Genomic DNA, 16,803 nt, shown 5'->3' on the forward strand with positions numbered 1-16,803 from the left:
GCATGAGAATCCTGCTGACGAACGACGACGGCATCGAGGCCGAGGGCCTGGCGTGTCTTGAGCGGATCGCGCGCACCCTGAGCGACGACGTGTGGGTGTGCGCGCCTGCGGTCGAGCAGTCGGGCAAGGGGCGGGGGATCACCCTGACCGAGCCGCTGCGGGTGGTGAACCTGGGCGAGAAACGGTTCGCGGTGACGGGGACGCCGACCGATTGCGTCGTGCTGGCGGTCAACGACCTGATGCCGGAGAAGCCGGACCTGGTGCTGTCGGGGGTGAACCGGGGGCACAACATTGGCGAGGACGTCAGCTATTCCGGCACGGTGGCGGGCGCGCTGCAAGGGATGGCGTTCGGCATCCGCTCCATCGCCCTGAGCCAGAGCCTGGAGCGGTTTCACGACGAGGTCGTGGCGCACTGGGAGACGGCCGAGGCGTTCGCGCCGGCGATCATCAGCCGCCTGCTGGACCAGAAATGGGCGAACGGGGTGGTGATGAACCTGAACTTCCCCAACCGTTCGCCGGAAGCCGTCGAGCAGGTCGAGGTGACGACCCAGGGCTTCCGCAATGTGGGCGAGATGCATGCGGTGCGGCGCGTCGACCTGCGCGGCCGCGACTATTACTGGATGAGCTTCCGCGGCGAAAAGCAGGAGCATGCCGAGGGCACGGACCTGAGGGCCATCGAGGAAGGGCGGATCTCGGTCACGCCGCTGCATATCGACCTGACGCATATGACCAGCGTGCATGACTTGAAGAAGGTGCTGGGCGGGGCGCCGCCGAAGAAAACGGAACGGGCCGCATGATCCTCCACCGCGCAGCGGGGGAGGGGGACCGCGAAGCGGTGGAGGGGGCGACCCCACACACCGGCCTTTGGTCCGCCCCCTCCACCATCCTTCGGATGGTCCCCCTCCCCCGTGAAGAACGGGGGAGGATCTCTTGAACCTGCACGACGACCGGGCCGGGAGGCTGATCCTGTCGCTGAGGCAGCAGGGGGTTACGGACCCGCGCGTGCTGAAGGCGATGGAGAGCATCGACCGGGCGGTCTTCGTGCACGAGAAGTTCCTGGATCAGGCGTGGGAGGATCAGGCCCTGCCGATCGACTGCGCCCAGACGATCAGCCAGCCCTATATCGTCGGCCTGATGACCCAGGCGCTGGAGGTGCAGGCGCGCCACCGCGTGCTGGAGATCGGGACCGGCAGCGGATACCAGTGCGCGGTGCTGAGCCGGCTGGCGCGCTATGTCTATTCGGTGGAGCGGTATCGTAGCCTGTTGGTCGAGGCCGAGGCCAAGCTGCGCACGCTTCAAATCGACAACGTCATCACGCGGCACGGCGACGGCGGGCTTGGCTGGGCAGAACAGGCGCCGTTCGACCGGATCATGGTCACGGCCGCGTCCCCGACCGAGCCGACCGAACTGCTGAAACAGCTGAAGCCGAACGGGGTGCTGGTCGCGCCGGTGGGGCGGACGTCGGTGCAGATGCTGCATCGCTATGTGGGCCAGGGCGATGGGTCGTTCCACCGTGAGAGCCTGACGGAAGTCCGGTTCGTGCCCCTGGTCGAGGGGACGGCGAAGGAGGGGTAAGGGTTGCAAAAAGGCGTCGCCAGACGCATCGTCTGGGTATGAACCGCGCCATATTGTTATCGACGGCTCTCTGCGCACTAGCGATCCCCTCGCTCGCGTCGGCGCACCAGTTTCTCGACTATTTTGACTATGGGAGATCCGAGCTCTCACCGCTTGGCTATCGGACGGCTCGCGACGTGATGCGTTATGCAGGCGATGGGCGGCATGAGATCATTATCACTGCATATTTGGACACAGCTGAAAATCGTGAGTTCAGCGAAGAGCTCGCGATGCGAAGAGCGCAGTCCATGGCCAGTGAGTTGGTCAATCTTGGAGCAGACCCCGCTCTTATAAAGATGCGATCGGGCGGGATTGCTCTTGCGAAACCCACGCCAGATTACTCTCCAGAGCCTCTCAACCGTCGTCTCGTCGTCGATACGAACTGGCTCCGTTAACCTTCGCGCCCCAATTCCGCGATGATTGCGGGGTTGGCTTATGGGGCGCGAGCGGGCACACCGGGCGGGCGAGTTTAACCATGTGAGGAGCAGCCGGTGGCGGTGATTTCGGGCTGGATGAGAGCGGTTCTGGTGGCGGGGGCGTCGCTGAGCACAGCGGCCTGCATCAGCTATCCGTCCGAGCCGCGCTATTCGACGCATGCGAACCCGGCGCCCACCCAAGGGCAGGGCGCCTATCCGCAGCCGGCCTATCCGAACGCACCGCAAGGCCAGCCCAATCAACCGGCGCCCTATGAATCGCCGCCGCCCGCGACCGCGCCCATCGGCCAGGTGGAGGGCGGGGCCTTGCCGCCGACCGTCAGCGTGGGGCCGAGCCAGCCGGTCTATCAGCCGCCGACCGCTCAACAACCCGCCTACACGCCGGCCCCCTATCCGTCGTCGTCCGCGCCGGTTCGTCCGGGCGCGGCCTATGTGATCCAGCCGGGCGACACCATCTCGGGCGTCGGTCGGCGGTTCCAGACGCCGGTGCAGACGCTGATCGACCTGAACGGCCTGGGGCCGCGCGGGGCCATCACGACGGGCCAGCGAATCATCCTGCCGGAAGCGGCGGTGGATACGGGCAACGATCCCTATGCGACCGGGCCTTCGCCTGTCGGGGTTCTGGTGCCGAACAATGGCGTGATCCCGCCGCCGCCGCCGCCGCCCTCGGGCAATGCGGCCCTGCCGGTGCAGACGCGGCCCGTGACGCAGCCGTTCACTCAAGGACCGGCCCAGGCGCCGGCTGCCCAAGGGCCTGTCGCCGCCGGACAGCCGAACCTGCTGTGGCCTGTGCGAGGCGACATCGTGCGGCGGTTCGGGCCGGTCGGCATGGGCGAGCGCAACAACGGCGTGAACATCGGCGCCTCTGCGGGTGCGGCGGTCAGCGCCTCGGCCGCCGGGCGCGTGGCCTATGTCGGCGACGATCTGGTGGGGCAGGGGCTGACGGTGCTGATCGTCCACGCCAACGGCTGGCGCACGGTCTATGGCCATCTGGGCTCGGCCACGGTGAAGGACGGCGACGACGTGCGGGCGGGGCAACAGATCGGCACCGTGGGTCTGACGGCCGGGGACGGCCGCCCCTCTATCCACTTCGAGACCCGCCAGATGCGCGGCGACGACCCCGTCGCAATCGATCCCCTGACGGTATTGCCGCGCTGATCGATTTAGCCGCGTTGCAATCCGCGAGGCGCGGCCCTAGGTTCCGCGCCTCGTTTTAATGGGGCGCCGACGAGGGCTGCCCCTTCTATGTTCGGAGACTACCCATGGGCGGAGCGGCTGACGGCGGCTTGATGGCGCAACTGATCGGCTTCGCGCCCATCATCGGCATCTTCATCCTGTTCTACTTCCTGCTGATCCGTCCGCAGCAGAAGCGCGCCAAGGAACATGCGACCGCCATCGGCGCGGTCAAGCGTGGCGACACCGTCGTCCTGGGCAGCGGCATGATCGGCAAGGTCACCCGCGTCGAAGAGGCCGAGGTCAACGTCGAGATCGCGCCCAGCGTCAACGTGCGCGTGGTCAAGTCCATGATCGCCGAGGTGCGCAACCGCACCGCCATCGCCGCCAACGATTCCAAGGCCTGATACGCTCGCGTATCGCTGAACCGAGACCGCCCTCATGATTCAGCTGTCGCGCTGGAAAGTCATTCTCGTCGTCGTCGCGGCCGTCTTCGGTTGCCTGTTCGCATTCCCGAACGTGCTGTCGGATGCCCAACGCGAGGCGCTGCCGGGCTTCGTGCCCAAGAACAAGCTGAATCTGGGGCTGGACCTTCAGGGCGGATCGTATCTGCTGCTGGAAGTCGACGTGCCGGCGATGCGCGAGAAGCGCGTCACCAACCTGATCGAAGACGTTCGGGTCACGCTGAACGGCGCAGGCATCGCCACCAACGGCTTCCAGCGTGAAGCCGGCGGCGTGGTCGTCACCCTGGCCAATCCGGCCCAGAGCGATGCGGCGTTCAAGGCGTTGCAGCAACTGGCCGGTCAGGCCGGCGCGGGCGGGCAGGTCGAACGCGCAGCGACGCGCCTGGGCGACAACCGCATCCGCTTCGCCTACACCGACGCCGCGCTGAACGGCATGGGCGCGACGGCCGTGGATCAGTCGATCGAGGTGGTGCGCCGCCGGATCGACAGCCTGGGCACGCGCGAACCCTCCATCACCCGTCAGGGCGCCGACCGCATCGTGGTCCAGGCGCCGGGCGAGAGCGATCCGACCAAGCTGGAAGAAGTCATCGGCCAGACGGCCCAACTGACCTTCCAGATGGTGGACGTCGAGAACTCGGTAACCGAGGCCCAGGCCGGTCGCGTCCCGCCGGATTCCGAACTGCTGGTCGGCGAGGACGGCACGCCGTACCTGGTCAAGAAGCGCGTTCTGGTGTCGGGTGAGAACCTGACCCGCGCGGGCGTCGGTTCGGACCAGAGCGGCCGCCCGGCCATCGATTTCCGCTTCGACGGCGCCGGCGCACGCCGGTTCGGCGAGGCGACCGCCGCCAATCTTCAGAAGCCCTTCGCCATCATCCTGGACGGCAAGGTCATTTCGGCCCCGACGATCCAGAGCGCGATCACCAGCGGGTCGGGCCAGATCACGGGCAACTTCTCCATTCAGGAAGCCGCGACCCTGGTGAACCTGTTGAACGGCGGGGCCCTGCCGGCGCCGCTGAACGTCGAGGAACGCCGCACCGTGACGGCCGAACTGGGCGCCGATGCGGTCTCCGCCGGCGCCCTGTCGACCGCGGTCGGGTTCGCCATCATCGTGCTGTTCATGATCCTGGCCTATGGCCTGCTGTTCGGCGGCGTGTCCGTGGTCGGCCTGGTGCTGAACGGCGTGCTGATCGTGGCGGCCATGTCGCTAACGCAGGCGACGCTGACCCTGCCGGGCATCGCGGGTCTGATCCTGACCTTCGCGGTCGCGGTGGACGCCAATGTGCTGATCTACGAGCGGATGCGTGACGAGGCCCGGTCGGGCCGCAGCGTCATCGCGTCGATGGACGCCGGCTTCAACAAGGCCATGGGCACCATCATCGACGCCAACCTGACGACCCTGGTCGCGGCGGGCATCATGTTCATCTTCGGCGAAGGGCCGGTGCGCGGGTTCGCCTGGACCCTGACCATCGGCGTCTTCACCTCGGTCTTCTCTTCGGTCCTGGTCGCCCAGGTCCTGCTCGGGTATTGGCTCAAGACGGCCAAGCCCAAAAAACTGCCGATCGCGGAGTGATGGCGATGCGTGGATGGCCCCTCATCAAACTGCTGCCGCAGAAGACGAACTTCCATTTCGTCAAATACGCTCGGTTCGCCGGCGTGCTGTCGGTGGTCCTGTGCATCGCGGCGATCGTCTCGTGCTTCTATCCCGGCCTGAACATGGGCATCGACTTCCGGGGCGGCGCCTCGATGGAGGTGTCCAAGCCGGCCGGCCAGGTGATCGAACTGGACCGCGTGCGCGAGTCCGTGAACGGCCTGAACCTGGGCGACGTCCAGGTGCAGGGCATCGCGCGTCGCGACACCAATGCGGATGACGGCTCGACGGCCATCCTGCGCTTCCAGGTGCCGGAAGGCCGCGACCAGACCCAGGTGGTCAACCAGGTCGAGGGTGCCATCAGCCAAGCGGTCGGCGAAGTCACCTATTCGGGCGTCAGCGTCGTCGGCTCCAAGGTTTCGGGCGAGCTGTTCACCTCGGGCCTGCTGGCCCTGGGCGTCGCGATCGGCCTGATGTTCCTCTACATCTGGTTCCGGTTCGAGCCGCAGTTCGGCTTCGGCGCCGTGGTCGGCCTGCTGCACGACGTGATCCTGACGTTCGGGCTGATCGTGCTGTTCAAGCTGGAGTTCAGCCTGAACATGGTCGCCGCCGTCCTGACCGTGATCGGCTATTCGATGAACGACACCGTGGTGGTGTTCGACCGTCTTCGTGAGAACCTGCGCAAATACAAGACCATGCCGCTGCGCGACGTGATCGACCTGTCGCTGAACGAGACTCTGTCGCGGACGATCATCACCGGCGTGACTGCGGTCATGGTGCTGGCGGCCCTGGCCGTCTTCGGCGGCGAGGCCCTGTTCGGCTTCTCCATCGCCCTGATGTTCGGCATCATCATCGGCACCTATTCGTCGATCTATGTCGGCGCGCCGATCATCCTGCTGTGGGGCGTCAAGCGCGGCACGTTGGCCGACGACGCCAAGCCGGTGAAGCTGGGCATGGCCAGCCGGCCGTAGAGGCAGGCTCCGCGTCATCGAAAATCAGGCCGCCCTGGCATCGCTTGGGCGGCCTTTTCCTTGGGCGTCGTCCGTGCAAGGCTGGGCTTATGAAAGCTCTCGCCATCACAGTCACCGCCATCGCCCTGACCGGCGCCCTGTCCGCCTGCACCGACAGCAAGCGCGCGCGCAATGACGCGACCTGGGGCGACAAGCCGGCGGACATCACCTGCTGGACCTATGGGGTGGAGAACTTCAAGGGACGCTCGACCGGCAAGGTCGAGTATGACGACGGAGGACGGATCTCGTTCGTGGACGCGGCGAACAATCGCTACACGACCATCGATGGCGATTGCCGCGTCGTCTATACGCAGCCGAGCACCTAAAGGCCGCGCAAACAGCGAGCGGGGACCGAAGCCCCCGCCCTTGGTTTCGTCAGCGCAGCGAGGCGACGAAGCGCTGGATGCGGGTGCAGGCTTCTTCCAGCACGGCGTCAGAGGTGGCGTAGCTGATGCGGAAATAGGGGCTGAGGCCGAAGGCCTCGCCCTGGACCACGGCGACGCCCTCGGCGTTCAGAAGTTCGGCGGCGAAGGTGCTGTCGCCGTCGATGACCACGCCGTTGTCCGTCGTCTTGCCGATCAGGCCGGCGATGGACGGATAGACGTAGAAGGCGCCCTCGGGCGTGGCGCAGGTGATCCCGGTCGCCTGGTTCAGCATCGACACGACCAGGTCGCGGCGCTGCTCGAAGGCGGCCTTGCGCTCAGGGATGAAGTCCTGGGTTCCGTTCAGGGCCTCGACCGCCGCCCACTGGCTGATGCTGGCGGGGTTTGAGGTCGTCTGGCTGGCCACCTTGCGCATCAGGTCGATCAGCGGCTTGGGTCCGCCAGCGTAGCCGATGCGCCAGCCGGTCATGGCATAGGCCTTCGAGACGCCGTTGACCGTCAGTGTACGGTCGATCAGATCCGGGGCCACCTGGGCGATGGTGGTGTATTCGAAGTCGCCATAGACGAGGTGCTCATACATGTCGTCCGTCAGCACCCAGACGTGCGGATGGCGACGCAGGACCTCGGCCAGGGCTTCCAGCTCGGCGCGGGTATAGGCGGCGCCCGTGGGGTTGGACGGGCTGTTCAGGATCAGCCACTTGGTGCGGGGCGTGATCGCCGCCTCCAGCACGGCGGGCAGAAGCTTGAAGCCGTCCTTCTCCTCGCCGACCACGGTGACGGGCTCGCCGCCGGCCAGCAGGACCATGTCGGGATAGGAGACCCAGTAGGGGGCGGGCACGATGACCTCGTCGCCGGGGTTCAGGGTGGCGACCAGGGCGTTGAAGATGACGGGCTTGCCGCCCGGCGCGACGTGGATGTTCGCGGCCGTATAGTCCAGGCCGTTCTCGCGCTTGAACTTGGCGACGATGGCGGCCTTCAGCTCGGGCATGCCGTCGGCGTCGGTGTATTTGGTCTCGCCGCGATTGATCGCGTCGATGGCGGCCTGTTTGATGTTCTCGGGGGTGTCGAAGTCGGGCTCTCCGGCGCCCAGGCCGATCACGTCGCGACCTTCGGCTTTAAGCTTTCGCGCCTGGGCGGTCACGGCGATGGTGGCCGAAGGCTTGACGCGGGCGAGGGCGGAAGATTGCAGGCTGGACATGACTATCCCGTGGGTTTTGGAAGATTCTTGCCTGGGGAGGGCGGGGTTGTTTACGCGCGGTCGCGGCGCGGGACAATGCGCTGAAGCTCGCCAATGCGCGGGCGGGGTGTTAAGCGGCGCCTCTGATGCGCTGGATCATCGATTTCCTGTCGAACATGGAGGCGCGTCGCTGGCGCGCCGTGCTGGCGACGGCCCTGTTGCTGGGCGCGATGATCGCCCTGTTCGCCGTGGGCAAGAGCCAGCTGGGGCTGGAGGCCGAGGGACGGCTGGAGGACTGGCTGGTCGGGTTCCGTCAGGGGCCGTGGGGGCTGGCCGCCGCCATCGTTGTGTTCACGCTCGCCGCCTTCTTCGCCGCGCCACAGTTCATCCTGATCGCCGCCTGCGTCGTGGCGTTCGGGCCGTGGTTCGGGTTTCTCTATAGTTGGATCGCGACCGTCGTTTCGGCGGGCGTGACCTATTGGCTGGGGCGAGGACCGACGGCGCGGCTGCTGGAGCGCCACGGCGGGCGCACCGTGGGGCGGCTGACCCGGTTCGTCGGCAAGAACGGCTTCTACGCCAGCTTCATGATCCGCAACGTGCCGTCCGCGCCCTTCATCGTCGTCAACATGGCGTTCGGCGCCGCGCGGACGTCGTTTCCGGCGTTCCTGGCCGGCTGCGCTCTTGGGGTGCTGCCCAAGACGGCGCTGGTGGCCTTCTTTGGCGGGTCCTTCATGACGGCGGTCAGCGGCGACGGAATCTGGACCTCGGCCATTCTGGCGGGCGTGGCTATGGCCTGGCTGGTGCTGATGCTGGTGGTGCGCGAACTGGTGAAGCGGCGCGAGACCGCGCGCGGCGAGTGAGGAAATTCGCCTAGCCTTTCGTTTAGGAGTGGTTCACCTAAAGGTTGTAATGTGCAGGTTGGGAGGTATCGCGATGGACGTCGAGATACTGAAGGCGCAGCACCGTCGGATCATTCGCCTGGGCAGCGCGCTGGGCGGCTTGGCCGAAATCCTGAAGACGCAGGACGACGCTTCTCGTGCGCGAGAGCTTATGACCGCGTTGAACGCGGCCTTGATCGAACACCTCGCGATCGAGGACGGCGAACTCTATCCTGTGCTTCTACGGTCGGACGATCCTTCGGTCCGTCAGTTGGCGGAAGATTACGTCGATGACATGGGCGCGGTCAGCGGAGCCTGGGCGCATTACTTCGACGAGTGGTCGCAGGCCAGGATCCTGTCGGATCGGCGCCGGTTCGCCACAGCGAGCAAGGGGCTGATCGGCGCGCTGGCGCACCGGGTCGCGCGTGAGGACGACACCCTTTATCCGGCGATGGAGGCGGCCGACGCTCGATCAAGCTCCATGAAGGGCGGGGCCGTCGGCGCGTCCTGAGTTTTGCATCCACAGGCGCTCGCCCGCCTGATGACAACCCTATATGACGAGACCGTCATCAGGGCTTGTAATCCCGGTTTCATACAGGCACACCCGCCGCTAGTAGGCGTGGCGAATACGATCAGGAACTGTCCGGCGTGGGGATGTCAGGGCAGTTGGGGCGTCGCCAGGTCGACTGAGATAACCAGACGCCCTGCCAGCTAACAACGGTATCGATTCCCATGAGTTTTTCCCTTTTCGGCGCGATCTCGAATGACATCGCGATGGACCTGGGCACCGCCAACACCCTGATCTACATGAAGGGCAAGGGCATCGTCCTGAACGAGCCGTCGGTCGTGGCGCTGAGAAACGTCGGCGGGCGCAAGGTCGTCCACGCCGTGGGCATAGAGGCCAAGCAGATGCTGGGCCGCACTCCGGGTCACATGGAAGCCATCCGCCCGATGCGCGACGGCGTCATCGCCGACTTCGAAGTCGCCGAAGAGATGATCAAGCACTTCATCCGCAAGGTTCATAACCGTAAGGGCTTCGTGAACCCGAAGATCATCGTCTGCGTGCCGTCGGGCGCCACGGCGGTCGAGCGTCGCGCGATCAACGACAGCTGCCTGAACGCCTCGGCGCGCCGCGTGGGCCTGATCGACGAGCCGATGGCCGCCGCGATCGGCGCCGGCCTGCCGATTCACGAGCCGACCGGCTCGATGGTCGTCGACATCGGCGGCGGCACGACGGAAGTCGCCGTCCTGTCTCTGTCGGGCATCGTCTATTCGCGTTCGGTCCGCGTCGGCGGCGACAAGATGGACGACAGCATCATCAGCTACATGCGTCGCAACCATAACCTTCTGATCGGCGAAACGACCGCCGAACGCATCAAGAAGGACATCGGCACCGCCCGTATCCCGGCCGACGGCGAAGGCCTGTCGATCGAGGTGAAGGGCCGTGACCTGATGCAGGGCGTGCCGCGCGAAGTCCGTATCTCGGAACGCCAGGCCGCCGAAGCCCTGGCCGAACCGGTCACGCAGATCATCGAGGCCGTGAAGGTCGCGCTGGAAGCCACCCCGCCGGAACTGGCCGCCGACATCGCCGACAAGGGCATCATGCTGACGGGCGGCGGCGCTCTGCTGCGCGGCCTGGACATCGAGATCCGCGATCACACCGGCCTGCCGGTCTCGGTGGCCGACGATCCGCTGTCGTGCGTCGCCATCGGCTGCGGCCGCGTTCTGGAACACCCGCGCTGGATGAAGGGCATCCTCGACTCCGCGCTCTGATGATTGTCGTTGCGGCCAAGTGAGAGCTTGGCCGCAAATCCTTGTCAGGCCTGCGTGATCACGGTTCCATTCCGGCCTTGATCCTGCGATAGGCAGGCATAGCGGCAGGGGGCGTCCTGCCGATTCCAACCCTTTGAGTGGAAGGTCGCCCGTGGCGTTTCGCGACGGCCCTTTTGAAAACATCAAGGTGCCGCTGGCGTGGACCGCTGCGGTAGTCGTTGTCGTGGCCATTATCGGGGCGATTTTCCTGTTGCTGGGCGACCGGACGACGTCCGAGGGCGGATCCAGCATGGGCGCAGCGCGCGGCGGATTCGAAGCGGCGGCGGGGCCGGTGGGCGGCGTGTTCGCCGCGCCGGTACGCTGGGCCGGGGCGGCCAGAGACTATGTCGGCGGCTATTTCTTCGCGATCGGCGAGAACCGCCGCCTGAAGGCCGAGATCGTCGAGCTGCGCGGCTGGCGCGACGAAGCGATCGCACAGAAGAACATCAATGGTCGGTATGAAGCCTTGCTGGGTCTGCGGACCGAGCCGGCGGTCGCCATGGCGACGGGGCGGGCGATCTCTGACGCGCGTGGGCCGTTCAATCGCGCCAAGTTGATCGATGTCGGCTCAACCAAGGGCGTGCGCATCGGCAATCCGGTCGTCACCGAACACGGCCTGGTCGGTCGCATATCCGGCGTCACCAGCGGCGTCAGTCGCGTGGTCCTGCTGACCGACGTGGCCTCGCGCACCCCCGTCATGATCGAGCGTACGGATGCGCGCGCCATGCTGACCGGCGACGGCGGCGACAGTCCCCGGCTTGAGTTCATTCGCGGCGCCGGTTCGATCCAGGCGGGCGACCGCATCCTGAGTTCGGGCGACGGCGGCGGCTTGCCGCGCGGTCTGCCGGTCGGGGTGGCGGCCAAGGGCGTAGACGGCGCCTGGCGCGTCAAACTGTTCAGCGATCACGGCGCGGTGGACTATGTCCGTGTGCTGTTGTTCCAGACCTTCGGCCAACTGGTCAGCCCCGACGCCCTGAATGCGCCGCCTCTGGCGGGGCTGGCCACGGCGCCTGAGCCGAACGCCGCCGAGGCCGGGGCGATTCGCGACGCCGCCGCACGCCGTCAGACCGCGCAGCAGGCCCAGGCGGAGCGCGCTCGCGCCGCTGCGGCTGCTCCGGTCACGCCTGCGGCCGCGCCTTCGACGACGCCCAACGCCGCCCGGCCTGCGACGACGGCGCCGAGACCCGCCGTTGCGACGCCGCCGCCCGCGCCTGTCGCGACGCCGACGGTCCCCGCAGATGCTCCGGGGGGCGCGGCGTGAGACGGCCGGTCGCGGTCCGTGTCGTCGGACCTCTGCAGTGGATCGTCTATCCGGCGCTGGTCGCCCTCGCCGCCACCGTCGTCCTGGGGACGCCGATCCAGATGTTCGGCCTGCATCTGCCCGAGCCGGTGATCCCGATGATCCTGGCCTTCGCCTGGCCGCTAATCCGTCCATCGATGACGGCGCCGGCGGTTCTGTTTCTGGTCGGGCTTTTCCTCGACCTGTTCTGGAATGCGCCTCTCGGTCTTTGGGCGCTGTGCCTGATGGCGGTCTATGGGACCGTGCTGTTGTCGCGTAACCTGCTGGCGGGCCATGAGGGACTTGTTCGGTTCGGCGCCTATGCCGCCTGCACCCTGGGCGCCTTTTTGTTGGCCTATCTTGTGGTGACGATGCGGGCGGCGAATGCGCCGGCTCTGTTGCCGCTGATCGGTCAGGTCTTGCCGACGCTGCTGCTGTTTCCGGTCGCCAACTGGATGTTGGAGCGTTTCGACGACGGGGATATTCGGTTCAGATGAGCGGCGAACCCTCCATCTTCTTTGCGGACGTGAACGAGCGTCAGGGGTCGTTCCTGCGGCGGACCTTCGTGCTGGGCGGGGTATCGGCGCTGGGCATCACGGCCCTGATCGGGCGGCTGGGTCAGCTTCAGGTCGTGCAGGCCCAGGAGTATGCGACCCTGTCGTCGCAGAACCAGTTCAACTTCCGCATGGTCCCGCCGCCGCGCGGCCTGATCAAGGACCGCAACGGCGTCGTCATCGCCGGCAACCGCCCCAGTTTCCGGGTGCTGGTCGTGCGCGACGAGACCAAGGATCTGGACCAGACGCTGGACCTGCTGGGTCGTTTGCTGCCCGATACGCTGGAGCGTAGGCGCGCCATCATCCGCGACGTCAATGCGGCGTCCAAGTTCAATCCCGTGCCGGTCAAGAGCGACCTGACCTGGGAAGAGTTCGCCAAGGTCAACCAGTACGCCAACGAGCTGCCGGGCGTGATGGTCGACATGAACGAGGCGCGTTACTATCCGTTCGGCGGATCGTTCGCCCATGTCATCGGCTATGTGGCCAAGGTGTCGGATCGGGACGTCAAGGCGATCCGCGACAAGGGCGAGCAGCCGCCGGCCCTGTTGTTCAACCCCAGCTTCCGTATCGGTCGCCAAGGCGTCGAAAAGGCGCTGGATCTGTCGCTGCGCGGCGAGCCGGGCGGCAACAGGGTCGAGGTCGATGCGCGCGGGCGCGTGGTCGCCGAGGACATCGGCGGATCTCGGCCGGCCGTGCCGGGCAAGGAAGTCATCCTGACGCTGGACGCCGACGTGCAGAACCGGGCGCTTGAGGTTTTCGGCGACGAGTCCGGGGCCTGTGTCGTCATGGATGTGCGAAACGGCGACATCCTGTGCATGATGTCGGCGCCGTCGTTCGATCCCAACCTGTTCGTCGGCGGGGTGCCGACCAAGACTTATCGCGCGCTGGCGGACTATGAGCGCAAGCCGTTGCTGGACAAGACGCTGAACGGCACCTTCCCGCCGGGATCGACCTTCAAGCCGACGACGGCGTTGGCCTTGCTGGAGGCGGGCGTCGATCCGAACCTGACGGTGTTCTGCTCGGGTTCGTATCGCACCGGCAACCGGACGCAGCGCTGCTGGGGCCGTCACGGCACCCAGAACATGCACGACGCGATCAAGAACTCCTGCGACGTCTATTTCTATGCCATGTGCAATCGCGCGGGCGTCGACAACATCCGCAAGGCCGGCCTGGCCCTGGGCTTCGAGCATGAGTTCGACATCGGTGTGGGCAACCAGCGCAAGGGCCTGTTGCCGTCCACGGAATGGAAGGCCCGGACCTTCCCGCGCGATCCCGTCTGGCATCCGGGCGAGACGACGTCGGTCGCCATCGGGCAGGGGGCCATCACCGTCAACGCCCTGCAGCTGGCGGTCATGACCTCGCGCCTGGCGAATGGCAAGAAGCAGCTGCAGCCGCGTCTGATCAAATCGATCGGCGGCGTCGAACAGCCCAGCGGGGCAGAGGCGCCGGACCTGCCGTTCGATCCCGCCCACGTCGAATATGTGCGCCAGGGCATGATCGCCGTGGCCAACGACCGTTCCGGCACGGCCTATCGCCAGAGCCAGCTGGGCCTGGGCGACATTCAGATGGCGGGTAAGACCGGCACGGCCCAGGTCCGCAACTATGGCACCGGCTCACGCAAGAGCGAGATCTGGGCGCTGAAGGACCACAATCTGTTCGTGGCCTTCGCGCCGGTCGATGCGCCGAGATACGCCGTCGCCATCATCGTGGAGCACGGCGGCAAGGGCGGAGCGACCGCCGGCGCGCCGCGCGCCCGCGAAGTGATGCGCACGGTGCTGCTGAAGGATCCCGACATGCGTGCGCGGATCGAGCGGCCGCTGCCGCCCGAACCGACGGGGGCCGCCATCGTCGAGGACGGCGTCGTCGGCGCCGCGCCCGAGCCGGATGTGGTCGCGACGCCTCAAGCCCCCCGAGCTGCGCCCACGACGACCAGCGGCCCGCGCCCCTATCTGTCCGAGCCGCGCCGTTGACCGCATCGGCCCTTTCACGTCCCGGCGAGCGCGAACGCGTCTCGACCAAGATCGGCCAGATCGACTGGCGGCTGACGGCGCTTCTGTGCGTCGTGTCCGGCACCGGCGCCCTGATGCTCTATTCCGTGGCGGGTGGGTCGTGGTCGCCTTGGGCGGCGAAGCATCTGATCCGGTTCGGCATGTGTCTGGCGCTGATGCTGGCGCTGTCGATGATCAACATCCGCTACTGGTTCGCCTTGGCCTATCCGATCTATGGGATGGCGCTGTTCATGCTGGCGCTGGTGGAGACGCCGCTGGGCTATACGGCCTTGGGCGCCACGCGATGGCTGGATCTGGGCTTCATACGTCTTCAGCCGTCCGAGATCATGAAGATCGGCGTCGTGCTGGCCCTGGCGCGCTGGTATCACGGCGCATCGGCCAAGGAGGCGAGTTTCCACTGGAAGCTGATCTTCCCGGTCGGGATCATCGGCCTGCCGTTCCTGCTGGTGGCGCACCAGCCGGACCTGGGCTCGGCCATGCTGATCGGCATGACGGGAGCGGCGATCATGTTCGTCGCCGGACTGAGCTGGCGGATTATCCTGCCGTTGATCGTCGCCGCGGCTGTGCTGGTCCCGCCCTATGTCATGTTCGGCATGCACGACTATCAGCGCCACCGGGTGCTGACCTTCCTGAACCCCGAGGCCGACATGTCGGACAAGGGCTATCAGATCGTGCAGTCCAAGATCGCCATGGGATCGGGCGGACCGCTGGGGCGCGGGTTCGGCCTGGGCAGCCAGAGCCAGCTGGAGTTCCTGCCCGAGCGCCAGACCGACTTCATCTTCGCCGCCTTCGCCGAGGAGTTCGGCTTCGTGGGCACCTTCACTCTGTTGGCCTGCTATGCGGCCATCATCCTGATCTCGTTGAGGATCGCGTCGCTGTCGCACAGCCACTTCGGGCGATTGGCGGCGTCGGGGGTGACGGCGACGTTCGCGCTGTATGTGCTGATCAATGGGGCGATGGTGATGGGGCTGGCGCCCGTGGTGGGCGTGCCGATGCCGCTGCTGTCCTATGGCGGCACCGTCATGCTGACGGTGATGATCGGGTTCGGCCTGGTGATGGCGACGCGGGTCCACCGCTACGCCGAACTGCCCAAGGGTCATGGGCTGATATGACGTTACGTCAGCTAAGTGATCGGCATTCAGGTTTCGCTTTCTAAGGCGAGGATTTCCCGGATAAGGTCGTTCCCAACGATGTCTCGCATCGGCTCCGGCCGGTCAGCGACGCACGCCATGGGAGACGATGGATGACCGATCTGGAGCGATTCCGCGCCGAGACGCGCGCCTGGCTGGAGGCGAACTGCCCGGCCGAATGTCGCGGGCCGATGGCCGACGACGAGATGATCTGGGGCGGGCGGGACGCCACGTTCAAGACGCCGGCGCACAGGCTGTGGCTGGAGCGGATGGGGGCGCGCGGCTGGACCGCGCCGGAGTGGCCGGCGGAATACGGCGGCGGGGGGCTGAGCCGCGAGGAGGCCAAGGTGCTGGCGTCCGAACTGCGGCGCATCAAGGCGCAACCGGCCCTGGCCAGTTTCGGCGTCTGGATGCTGGGCCCGGCGCTGCTGGCCTTCGGGACCGAGGAGCAGAAGAAACGCTTCCTGCCAGAGATCGTGCGCGGCGAGATCCGTTGGTGCCAGGGCTATTCCGAGCCGGGTGCGGGGTCGGATCTGGCGTCCATTCAGACGCGGGCCGAGGATCGCGGCGACCACTGGATCGTCAATGGCCAGAAGATCTGGACCTCCTACGCCGACAAGGCCGACTGGATATTCTGCCTGGTGCGGACGGACCCGGATGCGCCCAAACATCTGGGCATCAGCTTCGTGCTGTTCGACATGAAGACGCCGGGCGTGACGACGCGGCCGATCACCCTGATCAGCGGCAAGTCGCCCTTCTGCGAGACCTTTTTCGACGACGTGCGGGTAGAGAAGGAAAACCTGGTCGGGACGCTGAACCGGGGCTGGGACGTGGCCAAATATCTGTTGGCGCATGAGCGGACGATGATCGGCGCCATGGGCGAGGTCGGCGGCGGGCGGCCCGTGGGGCAGGTGGCGCTGGACGCCATCGGCGCGGACGAGGCCGGGCGGCTGGACGAGCCGATGCTGCGCGCCCGGATCGCGGATCTGGAGATCGACGCCGCCGCCTTCCGTCTGGCGATGGAGCGGGTGGGGGATCAGGTGAAGGCCAAACAGGCGCACCCCGCCATCGCATCGATGCTGAAATACTATGGGTCGGAACTGAACAAGCGCCGCCACGAACTGCTGATGGCGGCGGGCGGGGCCGATGCACTGGAATGGGAAGGCGAGCGGTCGCACGACGGCAAGACAGCCCGCGACTGGCTGCGGACCAAGGCTAACTCCATCGAGGGCGGCACCAGCGAGGTTCAGCTGAACATCATCGCCAAACACCTGCTGCAACTGCCGGGAGCGTGAGAC

Annotated in this window: 17 protein-coding genes; 16 read left to right on the forward strand and 1 reads right to left on the reverse strand. The window is 66.6% G+C overall.

Going from position 1 to position 16,803, the window contains the following annotated elements:
- Window positions 1-2: 2 nt before the first annotated feature.
- From surE to EGY25_RS13585, 8 genes are all read left to right on the forward strand, one after another.
- Window positions 3-797, forward strand: coding sequence for a 5'/3'-nucleotidase SurE (surE, locus tag EGY25_RS13545; RefSeq protein WP_135195458.1), 795 nt, complete (start codon window positions 3-5; stop codon window positions 795-797).
- Window positions 798-930: 133 nt separating this feature from the next.
- Window positions 931-1,575 (forward strand): protein-L-isoaspartate(D-aspartate) O-methyltransferase, encoded by a 645-nt coding sequence (locus tag EGY25_RS13555; RefSeq protein WP_135195460.1) that lies wholly within the window; start codon window positions 931-933, stop codon window positions 1,573-1,575.
- A gap of 38 nt (window positions 1,576-1,613) precedes the next feature.
- Window positions 1,614-2,009 (forward strand): OmpA family protein, encoded by a 396-nt coding sequence (locus EGY25_RS13560; protein WP_135195461.1) that lies wholly within the window; start codon window positions 1,614-1,616, stop codon window positions 2,007-2,009.
- Between the two features lie 96 nt (window positions 2,010-2,105).
- Window positions 2,106-3,206, forward strand: coding sequence for a M23 family metallopeptidase (locus EGY25_RS13565; protein WP_245159464.1), 1,101 nt, complete (start codon window positions 2,106-2,108; stop codon window positions 3,204-3,206).
- 104 nt (window positions 3,207-3,310) lie between these two features.
- On the forward strand, window positions 3,311-3,628 hold the full coding sequence (yajC, locus tag EGY25_RS13570) for a preprotein translocase subunit YajC (protein ID WP_135195462.1): 318 nt from the start codon (window positions 3,311-3,313) through the stop codon (window positions 3,626-3,628).
- Window positions 3,629-3,662: 34 nt separating this feature from the next.
- Window positions 3,663-5,255 carry a protein translocase subunit SecD gene (gene secD / locus EGY25_RS13575; protein WP_135195463.1) on the forward strand — a complete coding sequence of 531 codons (1,593 nt, stop codon included), beginning with the start codon at window positions 3,663-3,665 and terminating at the stop codon, window positions 5,253-5,255.
- A complete protein-coding gene (secF, locus tag EGY25_RS13580) occupies window positions 5,255-6,244 on the forward strand; it encodes a protein translocase subunit SecF (protein WP_135195464.1) in 990 nt (329 codons plus the stop codon). Before secD ends, secF begins: the two co-directional genes overlap by 1 nt.
- Window positions 6,245-6,333: 89 nt before the next feature.
- The gene (locus tag EGY25_RS13585) at window positions 6,334-6,609 is read left to right on the forward strand and encodes a hypothetical protein (RefSeq protein WP_135195465.1); all 276 of its coding nucleotides are present in this window, start codon (window positions 6,334-6,336) and stop codon (window positions 6,607-6,609) included.
- Window positions 6,610-6,658: 49 nt separating this feature from the next.
- On the opposite strand, the gene EGY25_RS13590 is transcribed toward EGY25_RS13585, so the two are convergent.
- On the reverse strand, window positions 6,659-7,864 hold the full coding sequence (locus tag EGY25_RS13590; RefSeq protein ID WP_135195466.1) for a pyridoxal phosphate-dependent aminotransferase: 1,206 nt from the start codon (window positions 7,862-7,864) through the stop codon (window positions 6,659-6,661).
- 125 nt (window positions 7,865-7,989) lie between these two features.
- Here EGY25_RS13590 and EGY25_RS13595 point away from each other — a divergent pair, with 125 nt between their 5' ends.
- The 8 genes from EGY25_RS13595 (at window position 7,990) to EGY25_RS13630 (ending at window position 16,800) form a co-directional block, all read left to right on the forward strand.
- Window positions 7,990-8,703, forward strand: a complete 714-nt coding sequence (locus EGY25_RS13595) for a TVP38/TMEM64 family protein (RefSeq protein WP_135195467.1) — start codon at window positions 7,990-7,992, stop codon at window positions 8,701-8,703.
- 73 nt (window positions 8,704-8,776) lie between these two features.
- Window positions 8,777-9,232, forward strand: coding sequence for a hemerythrin domain-containing protein (locus tag EGY25_RS13600; protein ID WP_167762552.1), 456 nt, complete (start codon window positions 8,777-8,779; stop codon window positions 9,230-9,232).
- A gap of 221 nt (window positions 9,233-9,453) precedes the next feature.
- Complete coding sequence (locus EGY25_RS13605) at window positions 9,454-10,494, forward strand: rod shape-determining protein (RefSeq protein WP_135195469.1); 1,041 nt, start codon at window positions 9,454-9,456, stop codon at window positions 10,492-10,494.
- A 151-nt stretch (window positions 10,495-10,645) separates the two neighbouring features.
- On the forward strand, window positions 10,646-11,794 hold the full coding sequence (gene mreC, locus EGY25_RS13610; protein WP_135195470.1) for a rod shape-determining protein MreC: 1,149 nt from the start codon (window positions 10,646-10,648) through the stop codon (window positions 11,792-11,794).
- The gene (locus tag EGY25_RS13615; protein WP_135195471.1) at window positions 11,791-12,309 is read left to right on the forward strand and encodes a hypothetical protein; all 519 of its coding nucleotides are present in this window, start codon (window positions 11,791-11,793) and stop codon (window positions 12,307-12,309) included. Before mreC ends, EGY25_RS13615 begins: the two co-directional genes overlap by 4 nt.
- On the forward strand, window positions 12,306-14,336 hold the full coding sequence (mrdA, locus tag EGY25_RS13620) for a penicillin-binding protein 2 (RefSeq protein ID WP_135195472.1): 2,031 nt from the start codon (window positions 12,306-12,308) through the stop codon (window positions 14,334-14,336). The genes EGY25_RS13615 and mrdA overlap by 4 nt, the downstream gene beginning before the upstream one ends.
- Window positions 14,333-15,487, forward strand: coding sequence for a rod shape-determining protein RodA (rodA, locus tag EGY25_RS13625; protein ID WP_135195473.1), 1,155 nt, complete (start codon window positions 14,333-14,335; stop codon window positions 15,485-15,487). The genes mrdA and rodA overlap by 4 nt, the downstream gene beginning before the upstream one ends.
- A 131-nt stretch (window positions 15,488-15,618) precedes the next feature.
- A complete protein-coding gene (locus EGY25_RS13630; RefSeq protein WP_135195474.1) occupies window positions 15,619-16,800 on the forward strand; it encodes an acyl-CoA dehydrogenase family protein in 1,182 nt (393 codons plus the stop codon).
- The last annotated feature ends 3 nt before the right edge of the window (window positions 16,801-16,803 follow it).

This window comes from Brevundimonas intermedia, from assembly GCF_004614235.1.
Taxonomy (GTDB): domain Bacteria; phylum Pseudomonadota; class Alphaproteobacteria; order Caulobacterales; family Caulobacteraceae; genus Brevundimonas; species Brevundimonas intermedia_A.

Bases quoted from the DNA above. Each gene is read 5' to 3' on its own strand.
- surE (WP_135195458.1), top strand. From the start codon at position 3: ATGAGAATCCTGCTGACGAACGACGACGGCATCGAGGCCGAGGGCCTG.
- EGY25_RS13560 (WP_135195461.1), top strand. From the start codon at position 1,614: ATGAACCGCGCCATATTGTTATCGACGGCTCTCTGCGCACTAGCGATC.
- yajC (WP_135195462.1), top strand. From the start codon at position 3,311: ATGGGCGGAGCGGCTGACGGCGGCTTGATGGCGCAACTGATCGGCTTC.
- secD (WP_135195463.1), top strand. From the start codon at position 3,663: ATGATTCAGCTGTCGCGCTGGAAAGTCATTCTCGTCGTCGTCGCGGCC.
- secF (WP_135195464.1), top strand. From the start codon at position 5,255: ATGGCGATGCGTGGATGGCCCCTCATCAAACTGCTGCCGCAGAAGACG.
- EGY25_RS13585 (WP_135195465.1), top strand. From the start codon at position 6,334: ATGAAAGCTCTCGCCATCACAGTCACCGCCATCGCCCTGACCGGCGCC.
- EGY25_RS13590 (WP_135195466.1), bottom strand. From the start codon at position 7,864: ATGTCCAGCCTGCAATCTTCCGCCCTCGCCCGCGTCAAGCCTTCGGCC.
- EGY25_RS13595 (WP_135195467.1), top strand. From the start codon at position 7,990: ATGCGCTGGATCATCGATTTCCTGTCGAACATGGAGGCGCGTCGCTGG.
- EGY25_RS13600 (WP_167762552.1), top strand. From the start codon at position 8,777: ATGGACGTCGAGATACTGAAGGCGCAGCACCGTCGGATCATTCGCCTG.
- EGY25_RS13605 (WP_135195469.1), top strand. From the start codon at position 9,454: ATGAGTTTTTCCCTTTTCGGCGCGATCTCGAATGACATCGCGATGGAC.
- mrdA (WP_135195472.1), top strand. From the start codon at position 12,306: ATGAGCGGCGAACCCTCCATCTTCTTTGCGGACGTGAACGAGCGTCAG.
- EGY25_RS13630 (WP_135195474.1), top strand. From the start codon at position 15,619: ATGACCGATCTGGAGCGATTCCGCGCCGAGACGCGCGCCTGGCTGGAG.